The sequence below is a fragment of the Mycobacterium sp. GA-0227b genome (genome assembly GCF_001499855.1).
Lineage (GTDB): Bacteria > Actinomycetota > Actinomycetes > Mycobacteriales > Mycobacteriaceae > Mycobacterium.
This window is the reverse complement of sequence record NZ_LQIK01000033.1, coordinates 50,186-69,296: the sequence shown is the minus strand read 5'-3', so window position 1 is coordinate 69,296 and position 19,111 is coordinate 50,186. Positions and strand designations below refer to the sequence as shown.

Sequence of the window (19,111 nt, the reverse complement as noted above, 5' to 3'; positions counted from 1 at the left end):
GAAGAGTCACCAATGCCCTTTGTCGCGTCGATCGGCACGTACCTGCCGTGTTGGGGTACGCCCCAACGCCGCGTGCCCGGCGACGACGAGGACGCGATCACCTTGGCCGTCGAGGCGGGCCGGGCGGCGTTGATCGCCAGCGGAGCCGTGGAGCGGCTGGTGTTGGTCAGCCGCGATCTACCGTTGCTGGACAGCAGTAACGCCGCGGTGCTGCTTGCCGGGCTCGGGCTCGACCCGGAACTGGAGGTCGACGAGCGGCTCGGCGGTGCGCCGGCGACACTGGACGCGGTCAGCTCGGCGCGGCCGCGGACGTTGATCATCGGCACCGACCTCGACCCGGCGGGAGCGGCAGCGATCCTGACCGCGGAGCGCGGCCTGCAGGTACGCACGGCGGCCCGTGTGGCGCGCAGCCTTCCGGTTCGCACACGCAAGGCGACCGGCGATGTGCACGACTACGGCGACCCCCGACTCCTGCACGAACGAGGCCTCATCGCCTCGTTGGAAGCGGCTTGGCTCGACACCCCGGCCGCGGTCGCGGGCGTCGACCATGCCTGGGCGGCCGAGCTGACGCTCGGTGACCCGCCCGAGTTGCCGACCACCGGCGCGAGTGCCAGCTTGTTCGCGTTGGCCGGGATGTCCGAGCGGAATTCGACCGGCCCCCTCGTCGCCGTCGAGCAGGCCAGCCTCTCGGGCATCACGGTCACCGGCGGTGTCGCCGAGCTGCACCGGCGCGAGCCGACCGCGCGTCCCCAACCAGAGGGAACGGTCGTCGGGGATGCCGAGATCCCGATCTCGCTGGCCGCCTACGAGCGGGCCTTCGAAGCCAAGGTGCGCTGGGAAGCCGGACGTCACCCCGATTCCGAGGAGCTGGACTTCCCGCCCCGCTACCGGTTGGCCGACAACGGCACGCTGTCGACGGGCTACGAGCTGATTCCGTTGCCGCGCACCGGGACCGTGTACACGGAGGCGACGGTGCACATTCCGGTGCCGGGTCTGCGGTCGCCCTACTCGCTGGTGATCGTCGAGCTCGACGGCGTCGGCGTGCGGGCGCTGGTGAAGGTCACCGGCGCCGAGCCGGGGTCGGTTGACATCGGCACCCGCGGCCGACTGGCGCTGCGCCGCGTCGCCGTGCGGTCGGGGGTGCCCGACTACGGTTACATGTTCGAGCCGGAGACGGTGGCGGCGTGAGACGGGTAGCAGTTGTCGGCGCCGGAATGACCGCATTCGGTGAGCATTTCGCGCTCGGGCTCAAGGATCTTCTGCCGATGGCCTTCGCCGAGTGCGCGGCCAGCGTCGACAAGGGCCTGGACAAATCGGATCTGCAGGCCGCCTGGTTCGGCGCGATGGGCACCGCCGACGGCTTCCCGGCAGGCATCCTTGCCGACACGCTCGGGCTGCCCGACCTGCCGGTGACTCGCGTCGAAAACTCCTGCGCCACAGGCAACGACACGATCCGCAACGCCTTGTTCGGCGTCGCTTCGGGTGCGTTCGACGTCGCACTGGTGATGGGTGCCGACAAGCTGCGCGACACCACGTCACGAGACATGTTGTGGCAGTGGGAGGCGATGGCCCGCGACATGGCCTGGGACTATCCGCTCGGCGTGGTCTCGCCCGCCGGCTTCGCGTTGCACGTCCGTCGCTACCTGCACGAGTCGTCCGCGACCCCTGAGCACCTTGCAATGGTGGCCGTGAAGAACCATCGGCACGGCGCGAACAATCCCAAGGCGCGGCTGCGGTTCGAGATCACAATGGAACAAGCGATGGAAGCGCCGATCGTCGTCACTCCATTTCGGCTCTACGACTGCGCGCCCCAGAGCGACGGCGCGGCCGCCCTCGTGCTCGCCTCCGAAGACGTCGTCGACCGATTCACCAACCGGCCGGTCTGGATTCGCGGCGTCGGCCTGGGCCTCGACTCCGTGATGCACCAACACAAAGCGGACATGACGACGATGCCCGCGACGGTGCGGGCCGCCAAGCAGGCTTTTGAGATGGCCAGTCTTGTTCCTGGAGATGTCCATGTTGCTGAAGTTCACGATTTCTTCACGGGCATTGAGCTGATCAGCTATGAAGATCTGGGATTCGCCGAGAGGTTCGGGGGCCACAAACTCGTCGAAGCAGAAGTGACGACTATCGGCGGGGGGTTGCCCGTGAACCCGAGCGGAGGACTGAAGGCCAAGGGGCATCCGCCAGGCGCGACAGGTGCCGCGCAATGCGTCGAGCTGTTCGCACAACTTCGCGGTGAAGCCGTGAACCAGGTGGACGGCGCCCGGATCGGCCTTGCCCATAACATTGGCGGGCCAACCGCGGTCGCGGCGGTGACCATCCTGGAAGGAGACGGCAATGGCGCAGGGTAGTGGCCCGGAGCGCTGGTCTGCCGGCTTGCCGCCGTTGCGGAATCTGGCCGGGCCGATGCAGGCGGTCGGCGCGCTGTTCGCGATGTCGGCGGATGCCGTGCGGTTTGTGTTTCGGCGGCCGTTTCAGTGGCGGGAATTCCTGGAGCAGTGTTGGTTCATCGCGCGGGTGTCGTTGGCGCCGACGTTGTTGGTGGCGATTCCGTTCACGGTGCTGGTGAGCTTCACGCTCAACATCTTGTTGCGGGAGTTGGGTGCTGCTGATCTGTCGGGCGCGGGTGCGGCGTTCGGTGCGGTGACGCAGGTGGGTCCGATCGTGACGGTGTTGATCGTGGCCGGTGCGGGGGCGACGGCGATGTGTGCCGATCTGGGTTCGCGCACGATCCGCGAGGAGATCGACGCGATGGAGGTGCTGGGTATCAACCCGGTGCAGCGGTTGGTGACGCCAAGAATGCTTGCTTCAGGGTTGGTCGCCTTACTGCTCAACAGTTTGGTGGTGATCATCGGAATCCTCGGTGGTTACACGTTTTCGGTGTTCATTCAGGATGTGAATCCGGGGGCGTTCGCGGCGGGGATCACGTTGTTGACCGGGGTGCCCGAAGTGATCATCTCGTGTGTCAAGGCGGCGTTGTTCGGGTTGATCGCCGGTCTGGTGGCGTGTTTTAGGGGGTTGACCATCACCGGTGGCGGCGCCAAGGCGGTGGGGAATGCGGTCAACGAGACGGTGGTGTATGCGTTCATGGCGTTGTTCGTGATCAACGTGGTGGTCACGGCGATCGGTATCCGGATGACGACGGGCTAGGGCGGGTCGATGGGCACAGTGGCGGTTATCCGCAGTACCTATCCGCGCCTGACGCGCGGGGCCAAGCGGCCGGTGGAGTTTTTGGGTCGCATCGGCGATCACATGTTGTTCTACCTGCGGGCGTTGGCCGGGGTGCCGCATGCGGCGGTGCATTTCCGCAAGGAGATCGTGCGGTTGATCGCCGAGATCTCCATGGGTGCGGGCACATTGGCGATGATCGGTGGCACGGTCGCGATCGTTGGGTTTTTGACGTTGGCCGCCGGTGGCACGCTGGCGGTGCAGGGCTATTCGTCGTTGGGCGATATCGGGATCGAGGCGCTGACCGGGTTCTTGGCGGCGTTCATCAACGTGCGGATCGCCGCGCCGGTGGTGGCCGGGATCGGGTTGGCGGCCACATTCGGCGCCGGGGTGACCGCGCAGTTGGGCGCGATGCGCATCAACGAGGAGATCGACGCGCTGGAATCGATGGCGATCCGACCGGTGGAATACCTTGTCAGCACTCGGATTGTGGCCGGGATGGTCGCGATCACGCCGCTGTATTCGATCGCGGTGATCTTGTCTTTCGTCGCGTCGCAGTTCACCACGGTGGTGTTGTTCGGCCAGTCCGGTGGCCTCTATGACCACTACTTCGACACCTTCTTGAACCCGATCGACCTGTTGTGGTCGTTTCTGCAGGCAGTGCTGATGGCGATCACGATCTTGTTGATCCACACCTACTTTGGCTATTTTGCATCCGGCGGCCCCTCTGGTGTCGGGGTCGCGGTCGGCAACGCGGTACGCACCTCACTGGTCGTCGTCGTCTCGGTCACTCTGCTGGTCTCCTTGTCCATCTACGGTTCCAACGGCAACTTCAACCTCTCGGGATAAGGTCGCGCCGATGAAGAGCAGTGTCGTTCGCCCCCTGACGGGCCTGGGCTTGATCGTGGCCATCGGCCTCATCATCGCCCTGGCCGTCAGCCTGTTCCGGGGGGATTGGGCCGATACCGTTCCGGTGACGGTGATCTCGGATCGCGCCGGGCTGGTGATGAACCCCGATGCCAAGGTCAAGATGCGCGGCGTCCAGGTGGGTCAGGTCGACAAGATCGAACGGCGTCCCGACGGCACGGCTGCGCTTCATCTGGCGATGGATCGCTCTGCGCTGCATCTCATTCCGAACAACGTGAACGTCGACATCACATCGACGACCGTCTTCGGCGCGAAGTTCGTCCAGATGAACGCGCCGCAAGATCCGTCCTCCGAAACGCTGCGCCCGGGGCAGGTCATCCAGAGCAAGCACGTCACGGTCGAGATCAACACCGTGTTCCAGCAACTGGTTCAGGTGCTCGACAAGATCGACCCCGCCAAGCTCAACCAGACGCTCGGTGCAATCGCGACAGCGTTCAACGGCCGCGGCGAGAAGTTCGGCCAGACGCTGGTCGACTTCAACGCGTTGTTGGCGAAGATCGAACCGAGCCTGCCCAATCTCGCCCACGACATCGAGGCTGCGGTGCCGACGTTCACCGCCTACGGCGACGCGGCGCCGGATCTGATGTCGACGATCCAGAGCACGACACAGATCAGCAACTCGATCGTCGACCAGCAGCAGAACCTCGACGAATTCCTCATCAGCGCAATCGGTCTGGCCGACCTCGGCAACGAAGTCATCGGAGGTAACCGCCAAGGGATCACCGACGTCGCACATGTGCTGGTGCCGACCGCTGAACTGCTCAACACCTACCGGGCCTCGCTGCGGTGCGGTATCGGAGGCCTGGTCCCGTTCGCGAAGTCCCCGCCGCAGTACTCCGGGATCATCGTCAACGCGGGCCTGACACTCGGCGTGGAACGGTATCGCTATCCGCGTGATCTGCCCAAGGTTGCCGCCAAGAGCGGCGGCCGCGACTACTGCGACGAACTGCATCTGCCCGAACTGGAACCGGAGTTCGTGCCCCCGATGCTCATCGGTGATGTCGGCTCCAACCCCCAGCAGTACGGAAACGCGGGCATCCTGCTCAACTCGGAGGGCCTGAAGAACTGGCTGTTCGGGCCACTCGACGGTCCGCCCCGCAACACCGCACAGATTGGGATGCCGGGATGACGCGATCAACGGGCACGCTGATCAAATTCAGCATCTTCGGGTTGGTGATGACGGTGCTGACCGCCTTCCTGTTCGTGGTGTTCAGCGAGTCGAGAACCGGCTCCACTGAGGGCTATTCGGCCGTCTTCAACGACGCGTCGCGCCTCAAGGCAGGCGATAGTGTGCGGATCGCCGGTATCCGCGTCGGCACCGTGCAAGACGTTTCACTGCGGCCCGACCGGAAGGTACTGGTCAAGTTCGACGCCGACCGCAACACCAAGCTGACGACCGGCACCAAGGCCGCGATCCGCTATCTCAACCTGGTCGGCGACCGCTACCTCGAACTCATCGACACCCCGGACTCCGCGCGGATTCTGCCCGCCGGCGCTCAGATTCCGGAAAGCCGCACCGCCCCCGCGCTCGACCTCGACCTGTTGCTCGGCGGCCTGAAACCCGTTATCCAGGGCCTCAATCCGGAGGACGTCAACGGTCTCACCTCCTCGCTGATCCAGATCCTGCAGGGTCAAGGCGGCACCCTCGAATCGCTGCTCTCGAAGTCGTCGTCGTTCACCAACGCGCTCGCCGACAACAACCAGGTCATCGAGCAGCTGATCGACGAGTTGAAAACCGTGCTGGACACGCTGTCCAAGGACGGCGACGAGTTCTCCGGAGCCATCGACAAACTCGAGCAGCTGATCAAGGGGCTGGCCGCGGACCGGGATCCGATCGGCACCGCGATCGAGTCGCTGGACAACGGCACGACCTCGCTGGCCGACCTGCTCGGCCGCGCCCGGTCGCCACTGAACAACACCGTCGATCAGCTGGCTCGGCTCGCCCCGAACGTCAACAACGACCTCGAGCGGCTCGACGCCACCATCCAGCGCCTACCCGAGATCTACCGAAAGCTGGCGCGCGTCGGCGCCTACGGTGCGTTCTTCCCGTACTACATCTGCGGTGTCACGTTCCGAGCGAGTGATCTCGAGGGCCGCACTGTGGTGTTCCCGTGGATCCGGCAAGAAACGGGAAGGTGTGTGGACGAGTAATGCTCAAGTACCGCGGAGCGCAGCTGATGAGGGCGGGCTTCATCGGCGTCGTCCTGATCATCTTGGTGATCACGGTCGGCCTGCAGCCCGAACGGCTGATTTCCTGGGCGACCTCGCTGCGGTACGAGGCGTTGTTCACCGAGGCCGGCGGCCTCGTCGGCGGTAACGACGTCACCGTGTCCGGTATCAAGGTCGGCTCGGTCTCGTCGGTCGAACTCGTGAACGGGGTTGCGCTGGTCGGCTTCACGATCAACAGCAAGTACGCGCTCGGTTCGGACACCACCGCGCACATCCGCACCGGGACCCTGCTCGGCGAGCGCGTGCTGGCCCTGGAGTCCGACGGTAGCGGCACCTTGGATCGCAACAAGCCGATCCCGACGTCGAGGACCTCCTCGCCGTATTCGCTGACCGACGCGGTCAGCGAGCTGACGGCGAACACCGCCGCGACCGACACCGACACGCTCAACCAATCTCTGGACACGCTGGCGGCCACCCTCGATCAGGTTGCGCCGCAACTGGGTCCGACATTTGACGGCCTGTCGCGGTTGTCCCAGTCGCTCAACAACCGCAACGAGAGCCTGGCCGAGCTGCTGCGGACCGCCGGCGACGTCACCGGCATCTTCGCCGAGCGCAGCAAGCAGGTCAACGAGCTGATCCTCAACTCCAACGACCTGCTCGCGGTGCTCAACGAACGCCGCTACGCGATCACCAGCCTGCTCAACGCCACTGCGGCGGTCTCTCAGGAGCTGACCGGCCTGGTCGCCGACAACGAAAAGGAACTGGCCCCGACATTGGAGCAGCTGAACACGGTCACCGCGATGCTCGAGAAGAACCGGGACAATCTCGCCAAGATGTTGCCCGGCGCCGCCAAATACTATTTGACGCAAGGCGAGATCGTGGCCAACGGTGCCTATTACAACGCGTTGGTGCCCAACCTGGCGTTCGGGCAGATCCTGCAGCCGTTCCTCGATTACGCGTTCGGCTTCCGGCGTGGCATGAACGCCGGCCAGCCGCCGGACCAGGCCGGCCCGCGGGCCGAGCTGCCCTTGCCCCGCAACGGTATTCCGCAGCCAGGAGACCTTCCCGATGATGGCAACCCGTAAGCGGCTGAAGGTCAGCACCGCGATCCTGCTGGCCATCGGTCTGATCGCCGGCGCGGGCTTCCTGGTGCGCCAGATGTTCTTCGGGCCGACCACCATCACCGCCTATTTCCCCACTGCGACGGCGATTTATCCCGGTGACGAGGTGCGAGTTTCGGGCGTTCAGGTCGGCACGATCGAATCGATCACACCCCAGGGCACCGAGACCAAGATGACCCTCAAAGTCGATCGGGGCGTGCCGATTCCGGCCGATGCCAAGGCGGTGATCGTCGCGCAGAACCTCGTCGCGGCCCGCTACGTGCAACTCACCCCGGCCTACCGCAAGGGGGACGGGCCGACCATGCCCGACGGCGCGGTCATCCCCAGCGACCGGACCGCCGTTCCGGTGGAGTGGGACGAGGTCAAGACCCAGTTGATGCGCCTGTCAACCGAATTAGGCCCGAAGACCGGTGTTTCGGACACGTCGGTGTCCCGGTTCATCGACAGCGCGGCCAACGCGATGGGTGGCAACGGCGAAAAGCTGCGCCAGACGCTGTCCCAACTGTCCGGGGCGGCAAGGATCTTCGCCGAAGGCAGCGGCAACATCGTCGACATCATCAAGAATCTGCAGATCTTCGTCTCCGCGCTGCGTGACAGCAAGGAGCAGATCGTGATGTTCCAGAACCGGTTGGCGACCTTGACGAGCGTGCTCGACGACAGCAGGTCGGATCTCGATGCGGCACTTACGAATCTGTCGGTCGCCATCGGCGAGGTACAGCGCTTCGTCGCGGGAAGCCGGGCGCAGACCACCGAACAGGTCCAGCGGCTGGCCAACCTCACCCAGATCCTGGTCGACAACCATCTGGCGCTGGAGAACGTGCTGCACATCACGCCCAACGCGATCGCGAACTTCAACAACATCTACTACCCCAACGGTGGTTCGGTGACCGGGGCGTTCTCGATCGTCAACTTCTCGAGCCCGGTGGACATGTTCTGCAGCATGATCGGGGCGGTCGCCAACACCACCGCACCGACAACCGCAAAGCTGTGCGCGCAGTACCTGGGCCCGGTGCTGCGACTGCTCAACATGAACAACATTCCGCTGCCGATCAACGCCTATCTGCGCCCGGCCGTCAGCCCCGACCGGCTCATCTACACGGATCCCAAGCTCGCGCCGGGGGGCGCAGGCCCGGGCGACCCGCCCGAACCACCGCCGACGGTGTCCGCCTACACCGGTGCGGGGGACGTGCCGCCGCCGCCCGGCTGGGGTCCGAAGCCGCCGGGACCGCCCGGCCTCTACAAGCCCGACGACGACGCGCCGGCGATCCCGTCGCCGCCGTTGTTCCCCGGCGCCCCGATTCCCCCTCCACCCAACGTGTTGAGCAATGTGCCCGCGCAACCGCAGACCGTCGAGGGCATGCTGCTCCCGCCCCCGGCGCCGGGCGCTCCGCCGCCGGTAGCGCCGAACACACCCCTGTTGCCTGCGGAAGGGGCGCCGCCAGCATGACCCGCCGATACGTGAAGCGATTGGTGATCGCCGGGTCCTGCCTGGCGCTGATGGTGACCGGCTGCTCGTTTCAGGGGGTGAACTCGCTGCCACTGCCTGGAGCCGTGGGACGAGGACCGGACGCCGCGACCTACCACGTCGAGGTCGCCAATGTGGCGACGCTGGAAGCGAACTCGCCGGTGATGATCGACGACGTGGTGGTCGGCAGCGTCCGCAAGATGACGGTCGACGACTGGCACGCCGACGTCGAGATCTCGGTCAAGCCCGACGTCGCAGTGCCCGCCAACGCGGTGGCCACGGTCGGACAGACCAGCCTGCTCGGCTCGATGCACCTCGCGCTCAACCCCCCGTTGGGCGAAGAGCCGCAAGGTCGGCTCCAACCCGGCGCCACTATCCCGCTGAGCGACTCGTCGACCTATCCATCCACCGAGCGGACGCTGTCCTCGCTGGCGACCGTGGTCAACGGTGGCGGGCTCGGGCAGATCGGCGACGTCATTCACAACTTCAACACCGCGCTGTCCGGTCGGGAACCGCAGATCCGCGAACTGCTCACCCGGCTCGACAACTTCGTGGGTGTCCTTGACGCGCAGCGCGACAACATCATCGCGTCGATCCAACAACTCAATCGGGTGGCGGGTACCTTCGCCGGGCAACGCGACACGATCGACCGCGCGCTCAAGGAGATCCCGCCGGCGCTGGACGTGCTGATCCGGGAACGGCCAAAGCTGACCACTGCGCTGCAGAAGCTGGGACAGTTCGGCGATACCGCAGCCGGACTGGTCAACGATGCGGGCGATGCCCTGGTGAAGGATCTCGAAAACCTCGGGCCCGCCCTCGGCGCACTCGCCGACATCGGACCGGATCTCAACCTCGCGCTGCTGTGGGCCACCGCATTCCCGTACGGCCCGACGTTCGCCGACCGGATCACGCGAGGGGATTACATCAACCTGTTCGCCACATTCGACCTCACGTATCCACGGCTGAAGAGGACGCTCCTGCTCGGCACAAGGTGGGGTGACGAGAACGCCAGATTCATTCCGGCGCCCGGTGATCCGTACTACGCCAACTACTCGTACAGCCCGATGACACTGGGAGTCGCGCCGCCCCCGACTCCGCCGCCGCCCGACGGCGCGCCACCGGCCGACCCTGCGGCCGCGCCGCCGATGCCGCCGGTCACCGAACCGCTGCTCCCGGTGTCCCCGCCGCCGCCGGCAGCACCCTGGCTGCCGCAAGCGACGATCAGCACGTCGGCGGAGATCTTCGCGGGACCGTACGGAGCCGCAGAGCCGGCACCGCCCGCTCCGGTGGAAGCCCAACCGACTCCGGGAGGCGGTGGCTGATGCTGACCCGCTTTGTACGAAATCAGTTGATCATCTTCACCATTGCCTCGATCGTCGGTGTGACGGTGATGTTGTTCGTCTACATGCAGGTGCCGACGCTGCTCGGCATCGGCCGGTTGACGGTGACCATGGAGTTGCCCGCCGCAGGCGGTCTCTACCGCTTCGGCAACGTCACCTACCGCGGGGTGCAGATCGGCAAGGTCACAGAAGTGAGACTGACCGAGAACGGGGCCGAGGCCACGTTGTCGCTCGACACGTCGCCCAAGGTTCCCGCGGACCTGCAGGCGGAGGTACGCAGCGTCTCCGCGGTCGGCGAGCAGTACGTAGATCTGCGTCCGCGAACCGACTCCGGACCGTACCTGCAGGACGGGGCGCGAATCCCGGTCGAGGACACCACCATTCCGCAGGAGATCGGCCCGGTACTGGAGGGCATCAACAAGCTGGTCGGCAGTATCCCGGGGGACAGGATCTCCGATCTGCTCGACGAGTCGTTCAAGGCGTTCAACGGGGCCGGCCCGGATTTCCAGTCGCTGCTGGACTCTGCGGCCAAGGTGAGCGCCGATGCCAGCACCGTCTCCGATCAGACTCGCGCGCTGATCGATGACAGTGGGCCGCTGCTTGATTCGCAGGCCGAAACGGCCGATTCGATCCGCACCTGGGCGAGAAGTCTTGCCGGCGTGACTGGTCAACTACAGCAAAATGATCCGCAGATCAGGACACTCTTGCAACAGGGACCCGGCTTCGCACAGGAGGTTTCGGCGCTTCTCAACGAGGTGAAGCCGACGCTTCCGATCCTGCTGGCAAACCTCACCACCGTGGGTCAGATCCTGGTCACCTATAACCCGTCGTTGGAGCAGCTGCTGGTGATCTTCCCGGGCATCATCGCCGCACAGCAGTCGTTCGGCCTGCCGGGCAACAACCCGACCGGCCTGCCCACAGGCGATTTCGCGCTCACCATCAACGACCCGCCGCCGTGCACGGTCGGCTTCCTGCCGCCGTCGCAGTGGCGAAACCCCGAGGACATGACCTCCATCGACACCCCGGACGGTCTGTACTGCAAGCTGCCGCAGGATTCGCCGATCGCGGTGCGCGGTGCGCGCAATTATCCGTGCATGGAACACCCCGGCAAGCGGGCGCCGACCGTCCAAATCTGCAACGATCCCGAGGGATATCAGCCACTGGCCATGCGCCAACACTCGTTGGGGCCGTACCCGATCGACCCGAACCTGATTTCGCAGGGTGTCCCGCCGGATGACCGGGTGGACTTCTCCGAGCGGCTCTACGCACCCGTGGAGGGGACTCCACTGCCGCCGGGTGCAGCACCGTCGGGAACGCCGCCCGGAATGCCGCCGCCACCGCCGCCGGTTGCCGGTGCGCACGGTCCCGCTCCCGGTCCAGGTGTCTCCGCGCCAGGTGTGCCGGCGCCGGTGCCGTTTCACGCACCGGTAGCCCCGCCGCCACCGCCCGGTAACTCCATCAACGGGACGCCGATCCCGCCGCCGCCGCCCGCGCCCGCAGCGGACGGGGCGGTGCCCGTGGCGCCGAGTGCCTACGGCGCCAACGAGTCCGGTGGCCCGTCGGTAGCGGTCGCGCATTACAACCCGCAGACGGGGGAGTACATGACTCCCGACGGGTTGCTGCAGCAGCAGACGAATCTCGCCGGCAACGAAGCCAAGTCGTGGAAGGACCTGTTGCCGACCTGATCTGATCGGAGCGATACGGTTACGAAACCGCCTGTGCGCGAGCGGTGATCAGACCCTCTGCATCTTGACGGGCATCTCGATCACCACGGGCTGGTTGCTGCCGCAGGCACCGCTCGGGCCCTTGGTCTGGTCGCGCCCCATGAGGAAATCGGTTTCGTGGGTGTCGCGTTCGTTTCTGGCCGGGTTGAAGCCCATGAGGATGAACTTCTGGTGGCCGGGCGCGAAGCTGCCGTCGGGGCACGGTAGCCAGTTGGGGATGTCGTGGTCGACATACCAGAAGTCCTTGAGCCGAATGGTTGCGGTCCAGCCGCGGTCGCTTTTCACCTCGCCGATGCACTCGATCGGACTGACGCAGCTGGTGCTGACGGTCCAGGTTTGAACCACCGTCTGCTGGTCGAAGAACACGTCGGCACCACCGGGCGCCATGCCTCGCTTCGCCCATTCGCCGTCGGACATCACGCGGTAGGTGCCGTTGAGCGCGACCCCGAAATCGTCGGCGTACACCGGCGTCGCGGTGCCCACACTTCCGGCCAAAGCGATTGCCGCGGCGCTCGCGGCTAGACCTACTGCACGCATGCCGAAAGCCTATCGTGGCCAGTACATATCCTCTCCGAAAGGGAGAATTTCGTTCCCGTCATATGTGAGAATGGCGCAGTGCGATCCGTCGTCGCAGTGTTGGCTGCCCTGGTGACTCCCGCGTTGATGGCCGTTGCGCCGCCCGTGGCCGCGCAACCCGCGCTGCCACCGCTGCCACCGCCCGGTGCGGAGTGCAACCACCCGAACTGCACGCCCGGGATCCGGCCGGGCGTCGTGCTGGGTTCCTACTGCAACAACACCACTTACTACGTTTTCGGGGTGACGTCGTGGGGGCGGTTGGTGTTCTGCGGATCTCCGCGACGCTACGAGCCGCGCTGGTTCCGCTCACCGGTGATGCACGGCATCAAGATAGAGAACGATCTGTGCCCCGCTCTGGACGGCGATGTCGCCCAGGCCCCCGACGGCCTCTTCCTGACGTGCGTGTCGAAGGATGGCCGGACTTACTGGGAGCGCGGCGACCTCTGAGCCGTTCTACCAGAACGTCGAGACTGCGCACAGACCGCCGAAACCGCGAAAAGTACGATCCCTCCGCAGTTTCGGCGTCGTCCCTGCCCGTCAGCCGATCGGCTTGAACTCGATGTTGATCTCGGTGAGCCCACGCAGGATGAATGTGGGCTCGTAGACGTACCGACGGGCGTCGATCGGCCCGTGCTTCTCCTCGCTGACCGTGATGTCGGCCATCCGGTCGAGGATGCGCTCGATCGACACCCGGCCTTCGACGCGCGCGAGCGGCGCGCCAGGACACGAGTGGATGCCACGGCTGAACGCGATGTGCTCGCGTACGTTCTTGCGGTCGAGTGAGAACTCGTGCGGGTTGTCGAACCGCCTGGGGTCGCGGTTGGCCGCACCGGGGCTGACCATCACCGTGGTCCCCGCGGGCACCGGGGTGTCGCCGAGAGCCGTTGTCTTACGGGCCATCCGGAACACGCTCTTCACCGGGCTGTCCATCCGCAGGCACTCCTCGATGAAGATCGGGATGAGGCTGCGGTCGTCCCGCAACTGCTGCTGGATGTCGGGCCGGTCACTGAGCACCCGCATGGCGGCGCCGAGCAGTTTGGCGGTGGTCTCCTGGCCCGCGGCGAACAGGAACGTCGCGGTGCGGACCACGTCGACCACCTCGGGCGTCGAACCGTCCGGATACTTCGCGGTGGCGATCGAGGTGAGCACGTCGTCACGCGGCGACTCGCGGCGCTCCTCGATGTAGCGCGCGAACTTCTCGTCCGCCCACTCGAGCGGGTTGGTCGCGATCACCTCGTGATCGAGGCCGCCGATGTTCGAACCGGGGCGCTGGGCGCCGAACGACTCGCGGAACGCCTCGTGGTCCTCCTCGGGGACACCGAGCAGGTCGGCAACGACCAACAGCGAGAAGGGTTTCGCGTACGCGGCGAGGAACTCGCACTTGCCGTCGGCGATGAACTCGTCGATGTGACGGTCGGCCAACCGCCACATGAAGTCCTCGTTCTCCTTGAGGCGCTTGGGCGTCAACAATCGCGCCAGGATGGACCGCGCGTCGGTGTGCTGCGGCGGATCCATCGTGACCATGTGCTCGAACATCGGGATTTCGGTGCGGTGTTTCTCCAGTTGCTCGCAGATGTCGTCACCCTCGGGCGTGAACGGCATCGGCGTGAACGGTCCCATCACCGCAACACAGGAGGAGAAGTTCTCGCTGTCCTTGTAGACGCTGTTGGCGGCCTCCCAACCGGTCACCGCGAGCACACCGTTGTTGATCGGGCAACAGATCGGGTCCTTCGAGCGGATGTGGTCGTAGTAGGGGTGCGGGTCGGGGACGAGGGAGGGATCGGTGAAGTAGTCAACCGAATCAAAATCAGTGGTCATGGTCTGTGAGCCCTCCAGGGTCGACGCTTACCCGCGTGGTGATGAGCGGCCCACGCCGCTCCGCGAATTACTTGGCTGAATATGCTGAGCACTTGCTTAGCATGGGGTTAAGGTCGGGGTCAAGATCACACAACGGGCCCGCCACTACGATCGGCGTGTCGGAAGGGGCGGGAAGAGAAATGATCAAATGACATCGCCTTCTGGACCGGCGCGAAGGATCGGAGCGCCGGACGCGAAGAACCGCGGCGTACTGCTCGACGCCGCCGAACAGTTGCTCCTCGAGGAGGGCTACGCGGCCGTCACGTCGCGACGGGTGGCCGACAAGGCCGGACTCAAGCCACAACTCGTGCACTACTACTTCCGCACCATGGAAGACCTGTTCCTGGCGGTGTTTCGCCGGATGGCAGAGGCGGGCCTCGAAATGCTCACCGAGGCGCTCGCGTCGCCGCAGCCGCTGTGGGCGCTGTGGCGGTTCAGCACCCAGCCGGAGGCTACGCGGCTGACGATGGAGTTCATGGGTCTGGCCAATCACCGCAAGGCGCTGCGAGCCGAGATCATCTACTACGCCGAACGGTTCCGTGAGGAGCAGAACAAGGCCATCGCCGCCGTGCTTGAGCGGTATGGCGCCATGACCAACGAGGTGCCACCGGTGGTGTGGACGGTGTTCGCGACCAGCGTTTCGCAGGCGCTGGTGGTAGAACGGGCGCTCGGCATGACGACCGGCCACGCCGAAACATTTGCGTTCTGCGAGAAGTGGATTCGTCGACTGGAGGGTGAACCGCGGCCGGCCGATGGCACGGGTCCGTCAGATGCTCACCAATTCCGAATCGAGCAGAGCGCGCCCTTGGGACCCTGATTGGTGGCGACGACCACCCCGTCCACCGCGAGCACGCAGTGGATGTTCGGCTTCGCCTCGCCGGGGCCGCTGGTCGCCGTGACCATCGCCCATCGATCCGGGTCGGCCAGCTGCACATCAAGGTTCCACTGCTGATCGGGGCCGACCTGGGCCCGGGCCTTCGGGCTGAACTGATAGGGATTGTGGCTGTAGGCGGCCCAGTTCGGCGGATCGACGTCGCGGTAGTAGATCTCGACGTAATACGGCTGCTCGGCGAATACCGAGTACTTCACATTGTGCAGCGCTGGCGGCGGAGGGCCCTGCGCCACCGCCGGCGCGCTGACCGCCAGCACGCCGCCGGCCGTCAGCACGGTTGCTGCAACGACACCGAGCAAAGGCCGGGCCGGGCGACGGGGGCTGCGCGCGAAGATCATTTCCGGATCTTAGAACGATGTTCGCGGGTCAGGCCCCGAATCGAGAACCGCATCAGAGCGCGAGGATCGTCGCCGACGCGGTACCGGGAGCGCCGTACACCTGGGCCAATCCCACCTTGGGCTCTCCGGGCACCTGGCGGTCACCGGCCTCGCCGCGCAACTGCCGCACGAGTTCGTGCACCTGCCGCAGCCCCGAGGCCCCGATCGGCTCACCGTTGGCGATCAACCCGCCGTCGGTGTTGATCGGCAGCGAGCCGTGGATCTCGGTGGCACCGTCGGCGAGGAGTTTCTCCTGCTCGCCGTCGGCGCACAGGCCGGTCTCGGCCATGTGGATGACCTCGGCGCCCGCGTCCGTGTCCTGCAGTTGGGCGACGTCGACGTCCTCCGGGCCCAGGCCCGCGGCCTCATAGGCCGCCTTGGCGGCGTACACGGTCGGGGACGCGTCCTCGTCCAGCGGCGCTGACGTTGCGTGGACTTCGTAGGCGCCGAAGCGACGGGTGCGAATCTCGGTGGCCCGCACGTACACCGGCTTGTCGGTGAAGCGGTGCGCGATGTCGCCGCGGCACATGATGACCGCCGCCGCGCCCTCGTCGGGCGCGCAGAACATGTACTGGGTGAGCGGATAGTTCAGCACCGTCGAGTTGAGGATTTCGTCTTCCGGAATTGGCTTGCGGCGAAACGCATTCGGGTTCAACGCGCCGTTGCGGAAGTTCTTGGCCGCCACCTTGGCCAGCGTGGCCTGCGAGATGCCGTGCTTGTGGAGGTAGTGGTTGGCCTTCATCCCGAAGAATTTGGTGGTGACGAACTGGCCGTTCTCGGCGTACCACTGGGGCAGTGCCAGTTTGGCCGGGTCATCGGTGAACGCTCCGCGCGGATGCTTGTCCAGGCCGATCGCGATGCCGATGTCGTACTTGCCGAGCCGGATGGTGTCGGCGGTCTGCTGGATCGCGCTCGCGGCGGTGGCACACGCGTTGAACACGTTGGTGAACGTGATGCCGGTCAAGCCGACGAGGCGGGTCACCGCATCGGGATTGGAGACCTCGTAGCTGCCCCCGAAACCGAACTGGATGTCCTTCCAGTCCACACTGGCGTCGGTGAGCGCGGCCTGGATGGCCTCGGCGCCCATCTCCATCGCCGTCTTCGGAAATCGGCCGAACGGGTGCAACCCCACGCCGATGATCGCCACGTCGTTGGTCATCTCGGTCTCCTGTGTCTAGACGGGCTTGAAGGCGAAGGTGACGACTTCATTGCCCTCGTCGTCGGTGGTGAACGGCACCATCGTCAGCTCGACGTCCATACCGAACTCCAGCTTGGCGGGGTCGTTCTCGGTGAGCCGGCCCTCCACGCGGATGACGTCCTCGAGCTGGACCAGTCCGACGCCGAACGGCACGAAGTCATTGCCGGTCGGACCCTTGTATGGCGCGCCGGGGGGAAAGCCCTGGGTGGTCCACGCCACGAGCGTGCCGCGTCGGGGCAGTTTCACCTCGGACATCTCCCCGGCACTGCACCTCGGGCAGCGCTGCTGGACCGGGAACGCGGTGGCGCCGCATGCGCCGCACCGGCTTCCGATCAGCTGCGGGTTGTCATCGGGCCAGGTCGAGATTTCGGGCGCGAGCGCCACTTGCTGTGTCGGCACGCGCCGACGATAACCGGAAATGACGTTCTCGTCTAGAGAGAACCTGGTCGTCATCCCGGGGCGCCGGCTGTTAGCCTGCGCGGTGTGGACGATGACAAAGCGCAGATCGCCGAGGTGTTGATTCGCTACGCGACCGGAATCGACTCCAAGGACTGGGCGCTGTTTCGCACCTGCTGGACCGACGAAGTCGACATCGACTACGGCGATCTGGGGACCTTCACCGATGCCGACGCCTTCACCGCGCTGATGGAGCAGATCCACGGCGGCATGGGGCAGACGTATCACCGCATCTCCAACATCGTCATCGACGTGACGGCCGACCGGGCGACCGCGCGGTCCTACGTCCACGCCGTGTTGATGGCCGTACCCGGCGACGGTTCGAGTTGGATCGATGCGCTCGGCCATTACGACGACGAACTCACCCGCGCCGGCGACGGTTGGCGAATCGTCAAGCGCACGACCAACATCGCGCGTGTGATGAGTCCGGCGCAGTGACATCCGAGTTCGCGGCGCGGTACGGGCCGTGGGCCGTGATCGCCGGAGCGTCGGAGGGTATCGGTGCCGCGCTGGCCGACCAATTGGCCTCGCGCGGCCTCGATCTGGTGTTGATCGCGCGCAACGGTGCGCTACTCGGCGAGGTAGCGGCCACGGTTCGTGATCGATACGGCGTGCAGGCGCACGCACTCGTCCAGGATCTGACCGACCCGGACGTCGTCGCGAAGGTCGGGGCTGCCACCGACGGCCTCGACGTCGGTCTGCTCGTCTACAACGCGGGGGCGTCCGATCGGACGACGACCTTCTTCGAGAACGACCTCGACGATTCGCTCAAACAGGTCGCGCTGGACTGCATCGGGCCGATGGCGCTGGCCCGTCACTTCGGACCGGCGATGGCGCAGCGGGGCCGCGGCGGCATCGCGATCGTCGCGTCCCCGGCCTGTCTCGCCGGCTCGGCCACGCTCGCGGTGTATTCGGCGGTCAAGGCGTTCCAGCACACGTTCGCCGAGGGACTGTGGGCGGAGTTGCGTCCGCGCGGCGTGGACGTGTGTTGCACACCGCTCGGCATGACCTACACCCCGGCGCTGGCGCGGATGGGCGTCGAGTACGACCCGCAGACGCAGATGCGCTCCGAGGACGTCGCCGCGGAGATCATCGCGAACATCGGCAACGGCCCCACCTATGTCGTCGGCGAGAACAACCGTGCCATGGCGTCACAGGTGTGGACGATCGACCGGCGCACGCTCGTGGAAATGATCAGCGCGGCCTCAACCGATTTCGCCGCCAAGAGGAAGGGTTGACGAGCGCGCTGTGACGGTCCTACCGGGTCCGATCCGTCAGATCGGTTATGTCGTCAATGATCTCGACCGGGCGGTCGGGAGCTGGCTTCAACTCGGTGTCGGCCCGTGGTTCGTCATGCGGGAGCTCACGCTGGCCGCGCAGTACCGAGGCGAGCCGTGTGAGATCACCCAGTCGCTGGCGCTGAGCAACAGTGGAGACCTGCAGGTCGAGCTGATCCAGCAGCACAGCGAGGCGCCGAGCATCTTCACCGAGTTCCTCGACGCCAATGGCGAAGGATTTCACCAGTTTGCTCACTGGGCAACCGATTTCGACGCGACCATGCGGGCCGTGGCGGCGGCGGGATGGCCGGTCGTGTGGTCGGGTGGCGAGGACGTCGGCACCCGGTTCGCCTACGTCGAGCCGCCGGCCGGTCCAGCACACGTCGCGCACATCATCGAGATCATGGAGCTCACGGAGGTCACCAGCGGGATGGCGCAGTTCGTCCGCGACGCCGCCGCGAACTGGGACGGCAGGGATCCGATCCGGGTGCTGGGCAGTTAAGGCCGAGCAGACGCAAAGTGTCCCAAAATGACCGGTTACAGGGGCACTTCACGTCTGCT

General features: G+C 65.9%; 20 protein-coding genes. 15 read left to right on the top strand and 5 right to left on the bottom strand.

The window, feature by feature from the left end; translation table 11 throughout:
- Window positions 1-12: 12 nt before the first annotated feature.
- Genes AU185_RS22295 through AU185_RS22250 form a run of 10 tightly spaced genes read left to right on the top strand, consistent with a single transcriptional unit; the run spans window position 13 to window position 11,878 of the window.
- Entirely contained in the window at window positions 13-1,188 is a 1,176-nt protein-coding gene (locus AU185_RS22295; RefSeq protein ID WP_059101925.1) for an OB-fold domain-containing protein, read from the top strand.
- Window positions 1,185-2,354, top strand: coding sequence for a thiolase C-terminal domain-containing protein (locus tag AU185_RS22290; RefSeq protein WP_059101924.1), 1,170 nt, complete (start codon window positions 1,185-1,187; stop codon window positions 2,352-2,354). The genes AU185_RS22295 and AU185_RS22290 overlap by 4 nt, the downstream gene beginning before the upstream one ends.
- Window positions 2,341-3,153, top strand: a complete 813-nt coding sequence (locus AU185_RS22285) for an MlaE family ABC transporter permease (RefSeq protein ID WP_059101923.1) — start codon at window positions 2,341-2,343, stop codon at window positions 3,151-3,153. The genes AU185_RS22290 and AU185_RS22285 overlap by 14 nt, the downstream gene beginning before the upstream one ends.
- A gap of 9 nt (window positions 3,154-3,162) precedes the next feature.
- Entirely contained in the window at window positions 3,163-4,020 is an 858-nt protein-coding gene (locus AU185_RS22280) for an MlaE family ABC transporter permease (RefSeq protein WP_059101922.1), read from the top strand.
- A gap of 10 nt (window positions 4,021-4,030) precedes the next feature.
- The gene (locus AU185_RS22275) at window positions 4,031-5,227 is read left to right on the top strand and encodes an MCE family protein (protein WP_059101921.1); all 1,197 of its coding nucleotides are present in this window, start codon (window positions 4,031-4,033) and stop codon (window positions 5,225-5,227) included.
- Entirely contained in the window at window positions 5,224-6,249 is a 1,026-nt protein-coding gene (locus tag AU185_RS22270; protein WP_059101920.1) for an MCE family protein, read from the top strand. Before AU185_RS22275 ends, AU185_RS22270 begins: the two co-directional genes overlap by 4 nt.
- Window positions 6,249-7,352: an MCE family protein gene (locus AU185_RS22265; RefSeq protein WP_059101919.1), complete on the top strand. Its 1,104-nt coding sequence runs from the start codon at window positions 6,249-6,251 to the stop codon at window positions 7,350-7,352. The genes AU185_RS22270 and AU185_RS22265 overlap by 1 nt, the downstream gene beginning before the upstream one ends.
- Complete coding sequence (locus AU185_RS22260; RefSeq protein WP_059101918.1) at window positions 7,336-8,835, top strand: MCE family protein; 1,500 nt, start codon at window positions 7,336-7,338, stop codon at window positions 8,833-8,835. Before AU185_RS22265 ends, AU185_RS22260 begins: the two co-directional genes overlap by 17 nt.
- The gene (locus AU185_RS22255) at window positions 8,832-10,175 is read left to right on the top strand and encodes an MCE family protein (protein WP_059101917.1); all 1,344 of its coding nucleotides are present in this window, start codon (window positions 8,832-8,834) and stop codon (window positions 10,173-10,175) included. The genes AU185_RS22260 and AU185_RS22255 overlap by 4 nt, the downstream gene beginning before the upstream one ends.
- Complete coding sequence (locus AU185_RS22250) at window positions 10,175-11,878, top strand: MCE family protein (RefSeq protein ID WP_059101916.1); 1,704 nt, start codon at window positions 10,175-10,177, stop codon at window positions 11,876-11,878. The genes AU185_RS22255 and AU185_RS22250 overlap by 1 nt, the downstream gene beginning before the upstream one ends.
- 48 nt (window positions 11,879-11,926) lie before the next feature.
- Here AU185_RS22250 and AU185_RS22245 read toward each other — a convergent pair whose 3' ends face one another.
- Entirely contained in the window at window positions 11,927-12,454 is a 528-nt protein-coding gene (locus AU185_RS22245; RefSeq protein WP_059101915.1) for an Rv2253/PknI dimerization domain-containing protein, read from the bottom strand.
- 78 nt (window positions 12,455-12,532) lie between these two features.
- Between AU185_RS22245 and AU185_RS22240 the strand changes: the two genes are divergently transcribed.
- Window positions 12,533-12,940: a hypothetical protein gene (locus AU185_RS22240; protein WP_059101914.1), complete on the top strand. Its 408-nt coding sequence runs from the start codon at window positions 12,533-12,535 to the stop codon at window positions 12,938-12,940.
- Between the two features lie 90 nt (window positions 12,941-13,030).
- On the opposite strand, the gene AU185_RS22235 is transcribed toward AU185_RS22240, so the two are convergent.
- On the bottom strand, window positions 13,031-14,311 hold the full coding sequence (locus tag AU185_RS22235; protein WP_059101913.1) for a cytochrome P450: 1,281 nt from the start codon (window positions 14,309-14,311) through the stop codon (window positions 13,031-13,033).
- Between the two features lie 187 nt (window positions 14,312-14,498).
- Between AU185_RS22235 and AU185_RS22230 the strand changes: the two genes are divergently transcribed.
- Window positions 14,499-15,167 carry a TetR/AcrR family transcriptional regulator gene (locus AU185_RS22230; RefSeq protein ID WP_059101912.1) on the top strand — a complete coding sequence of 223 codons (669 nt, stop codon included), beginning with the start codon at window positions 14,499-14,501 and terminating at the stop codon, window positions 15,165-15,167.
- Here AU185_RS22230 and AU185_RS22225 read toward each other — a convergent pair.
- From AU185_RS22225 to AU185_RS22215, 3 genes are read right to left on the bottom strand one after another with little or no spacing between them, the layout of a single operon-like run.
- Window positions 15,125-15,580 carry an Rv2576c family protein gene (locus AU185_RS22225; protein ID WP_059101911.1) on the bottom strand — a complete coding sequence of 152 codons (456 nt, stop codon included), beginning with the start codon at window positions 15,578-15,580 and terminating at the stop codon, window positions 15,125-15,127. The two genes, AU185_RS22230 and AU185_RS22225, sit on opposite strands and share 43 nt — an antisense overlap.
- A 52-nt stretch (window positions 15,581-15,632) precedes the next feature.
- Window positions 15,633-16,778 carry a thiolase family protein gene (locus AU185_RS22220; protein ID WP_059101910.1) on the bottom strand — a complete coding sequence of 382 codons (1,146 nt, stop codon included), beginning with the start codon at window positions 16,776-16,778 and terminating at the stop codon, window positions 15,633-15,635.
- A gap of 15 nt (window positions 16,779-16,793) precedes the next feature.
- Complete coding sequence (locus tag AU185_RS22215; protein ID WP_231740453.1) at window positions 16,794-17,270, bottom strand: Zn-ribbon domain-containing OB-fold protein; 477 nt, start codon at window positions 17,268-17,270, stop codon at window positions 16,794-16,796.
- Window positions 17,271-17,300: 30 nt separating this feature from the next.
- Here AU185_RS22215 and AU185_RS22210 point away from each other — a divergent pair, with 30 nt between their 5' ends.
- From AU185_RS22210 to AU185_RS22200, 3 genes are read left to right on the top strand one after another with little or no spacing between them, the layout of a single operon-like run.
- Entirely contained in the window at window positions 17,301-17,711 is a 411-nt protein-coding gene (locus AU185_RS22210) for a nuclear transport factor 2 family protein (RefSeq protein WP_059101909.1), read from the top strand.
- Window positions 17,708-18,511, top strand: a complete 804-nt coding sequence (locus AU185_RS22205; protein ID WP_059101908.1) for an SDR family NAD(P)-dependent oxidoreductase — start codon at window positions 17,708-17,710, stop codon at window positions 18,509-18,511. Before AU185_RS22210 ends, AU185_RS22205 begins: the two co-directional genes overlap by 4 nt.
- Window positions 18,512-18,521: 10 nt before the next feature.
- Window positions 18,522-19,052 (top strand): VOC family protein, encoded by a 531-nt coding sequence (locus AU185_RS22200; protein ID WP_059101907.1) that lies wholly within the window; start codon window positions 18,522-18,524, stop codon window positions 19,050-19,052.
- Window positions 19,053-19,111: the final 59 nt, after the last annotated feature.

Coding starts and splice junctions, on each gene's coding strand:
- AU185_RS22285 (WP_059101923.1), top strand. CDS start 2,341: ATGGCGCAGGGTAGTGGCCCGGAGCGCTGGTCTGCCGGCTTGCCGCCG.
- AU185_RS22270 (WP_059101920.1), top strand. CDS start 5,224: ATGACGCGATCAACGGGCACGCTGATCAAATTCAGCATCTTCGGGTTG.
- AU185_RS22275 (WP_059101921.1), top strand. CDS start 4,031: ATGAAGAGCAGTGTCGTTCGCCCCCTGACGGGCCTGGGCTTGATCGTG.
- AU185_RS22280 (WP_059101922.1), top strand. CDS start 3,163: ATGGGCACAGTGGCGGTTATCCGCAGTACCTATCCGCGCCTGACGCGC.
- AU185_RS22260 (WP_059101918.1), top strand. CDS start 7,336: ATGATGGCAACCCGTAAGCGGCTGAAGGTCAGCACCGCGATCCTGCTG.
- AU185_RS22245 (WP_059101915.1), bottom strand. CDS start 12,454: ATGCGTGCAGTAGGTCTAGCCGCGAGCGCCGCGGCAATCGCTTTGGCC.
- AU185_RS22225 (WP_059101911.1), bottom strand. CDS start 15,580: ATGATCTTCGCGCGCAGCCCCCGTCGCCCGGCCCGGCCTTTGCTCGGT.
- AU185_RS22295 (WP_059101925.1), top strand. CDS start 13: ATGCCCTTTGTCGCGTCGATCGGCACGTACCTGCCGTGTTGGGGTACG.
- AU185_RS22255 (WP_059101917.1), top strand. CDS start 8,832: ATGACCCGCCGATACGTGAAGCGATTGGTGATCGCCGGGTCCTGCCTG.
- AU185_RS22235 (WP_059101913.1), bottom strand. CDS start 14,311: ATGACCACTGATTTTGATTCGGTTGACTACTTCACCGATCCCTCCCTC.
- AU185_RS22215 (WP_231740453.1), bottom strand. CDS start 17,270: ATGACGACCAGGTTCTCTCTAGACGAGAACGTCATTTCCGGTTATCGT.
- AU185_RS22230 (WP_059101912.1), top strand. CDS start 14,499: ATGACATCGCCTTCTGGACCGGCGCGAAGGATCGGAGCGCCGGACGCG.
- AU185_RS22250 (WP_059101916.1), top strand. CDS start 10,175: ATGCTGACCCGCTTTGTACGAAATCAGTTGATCATCTTCACCATTGCC.
- AU185_RS22265 (WP_059101919.1), top strand. CDS start 6,249: ATGCTCAAGTACCGCGGAGCGCAGCTGATGAGGGCGGGCTTCATCGGC.
- AU185_RS22220 (WP_059101910.1), bottom strand. CDS start 16,778: ATGACCAACGACGTGGCGATCATCGGCGTGGGGTTGCACCCGTTCGGC.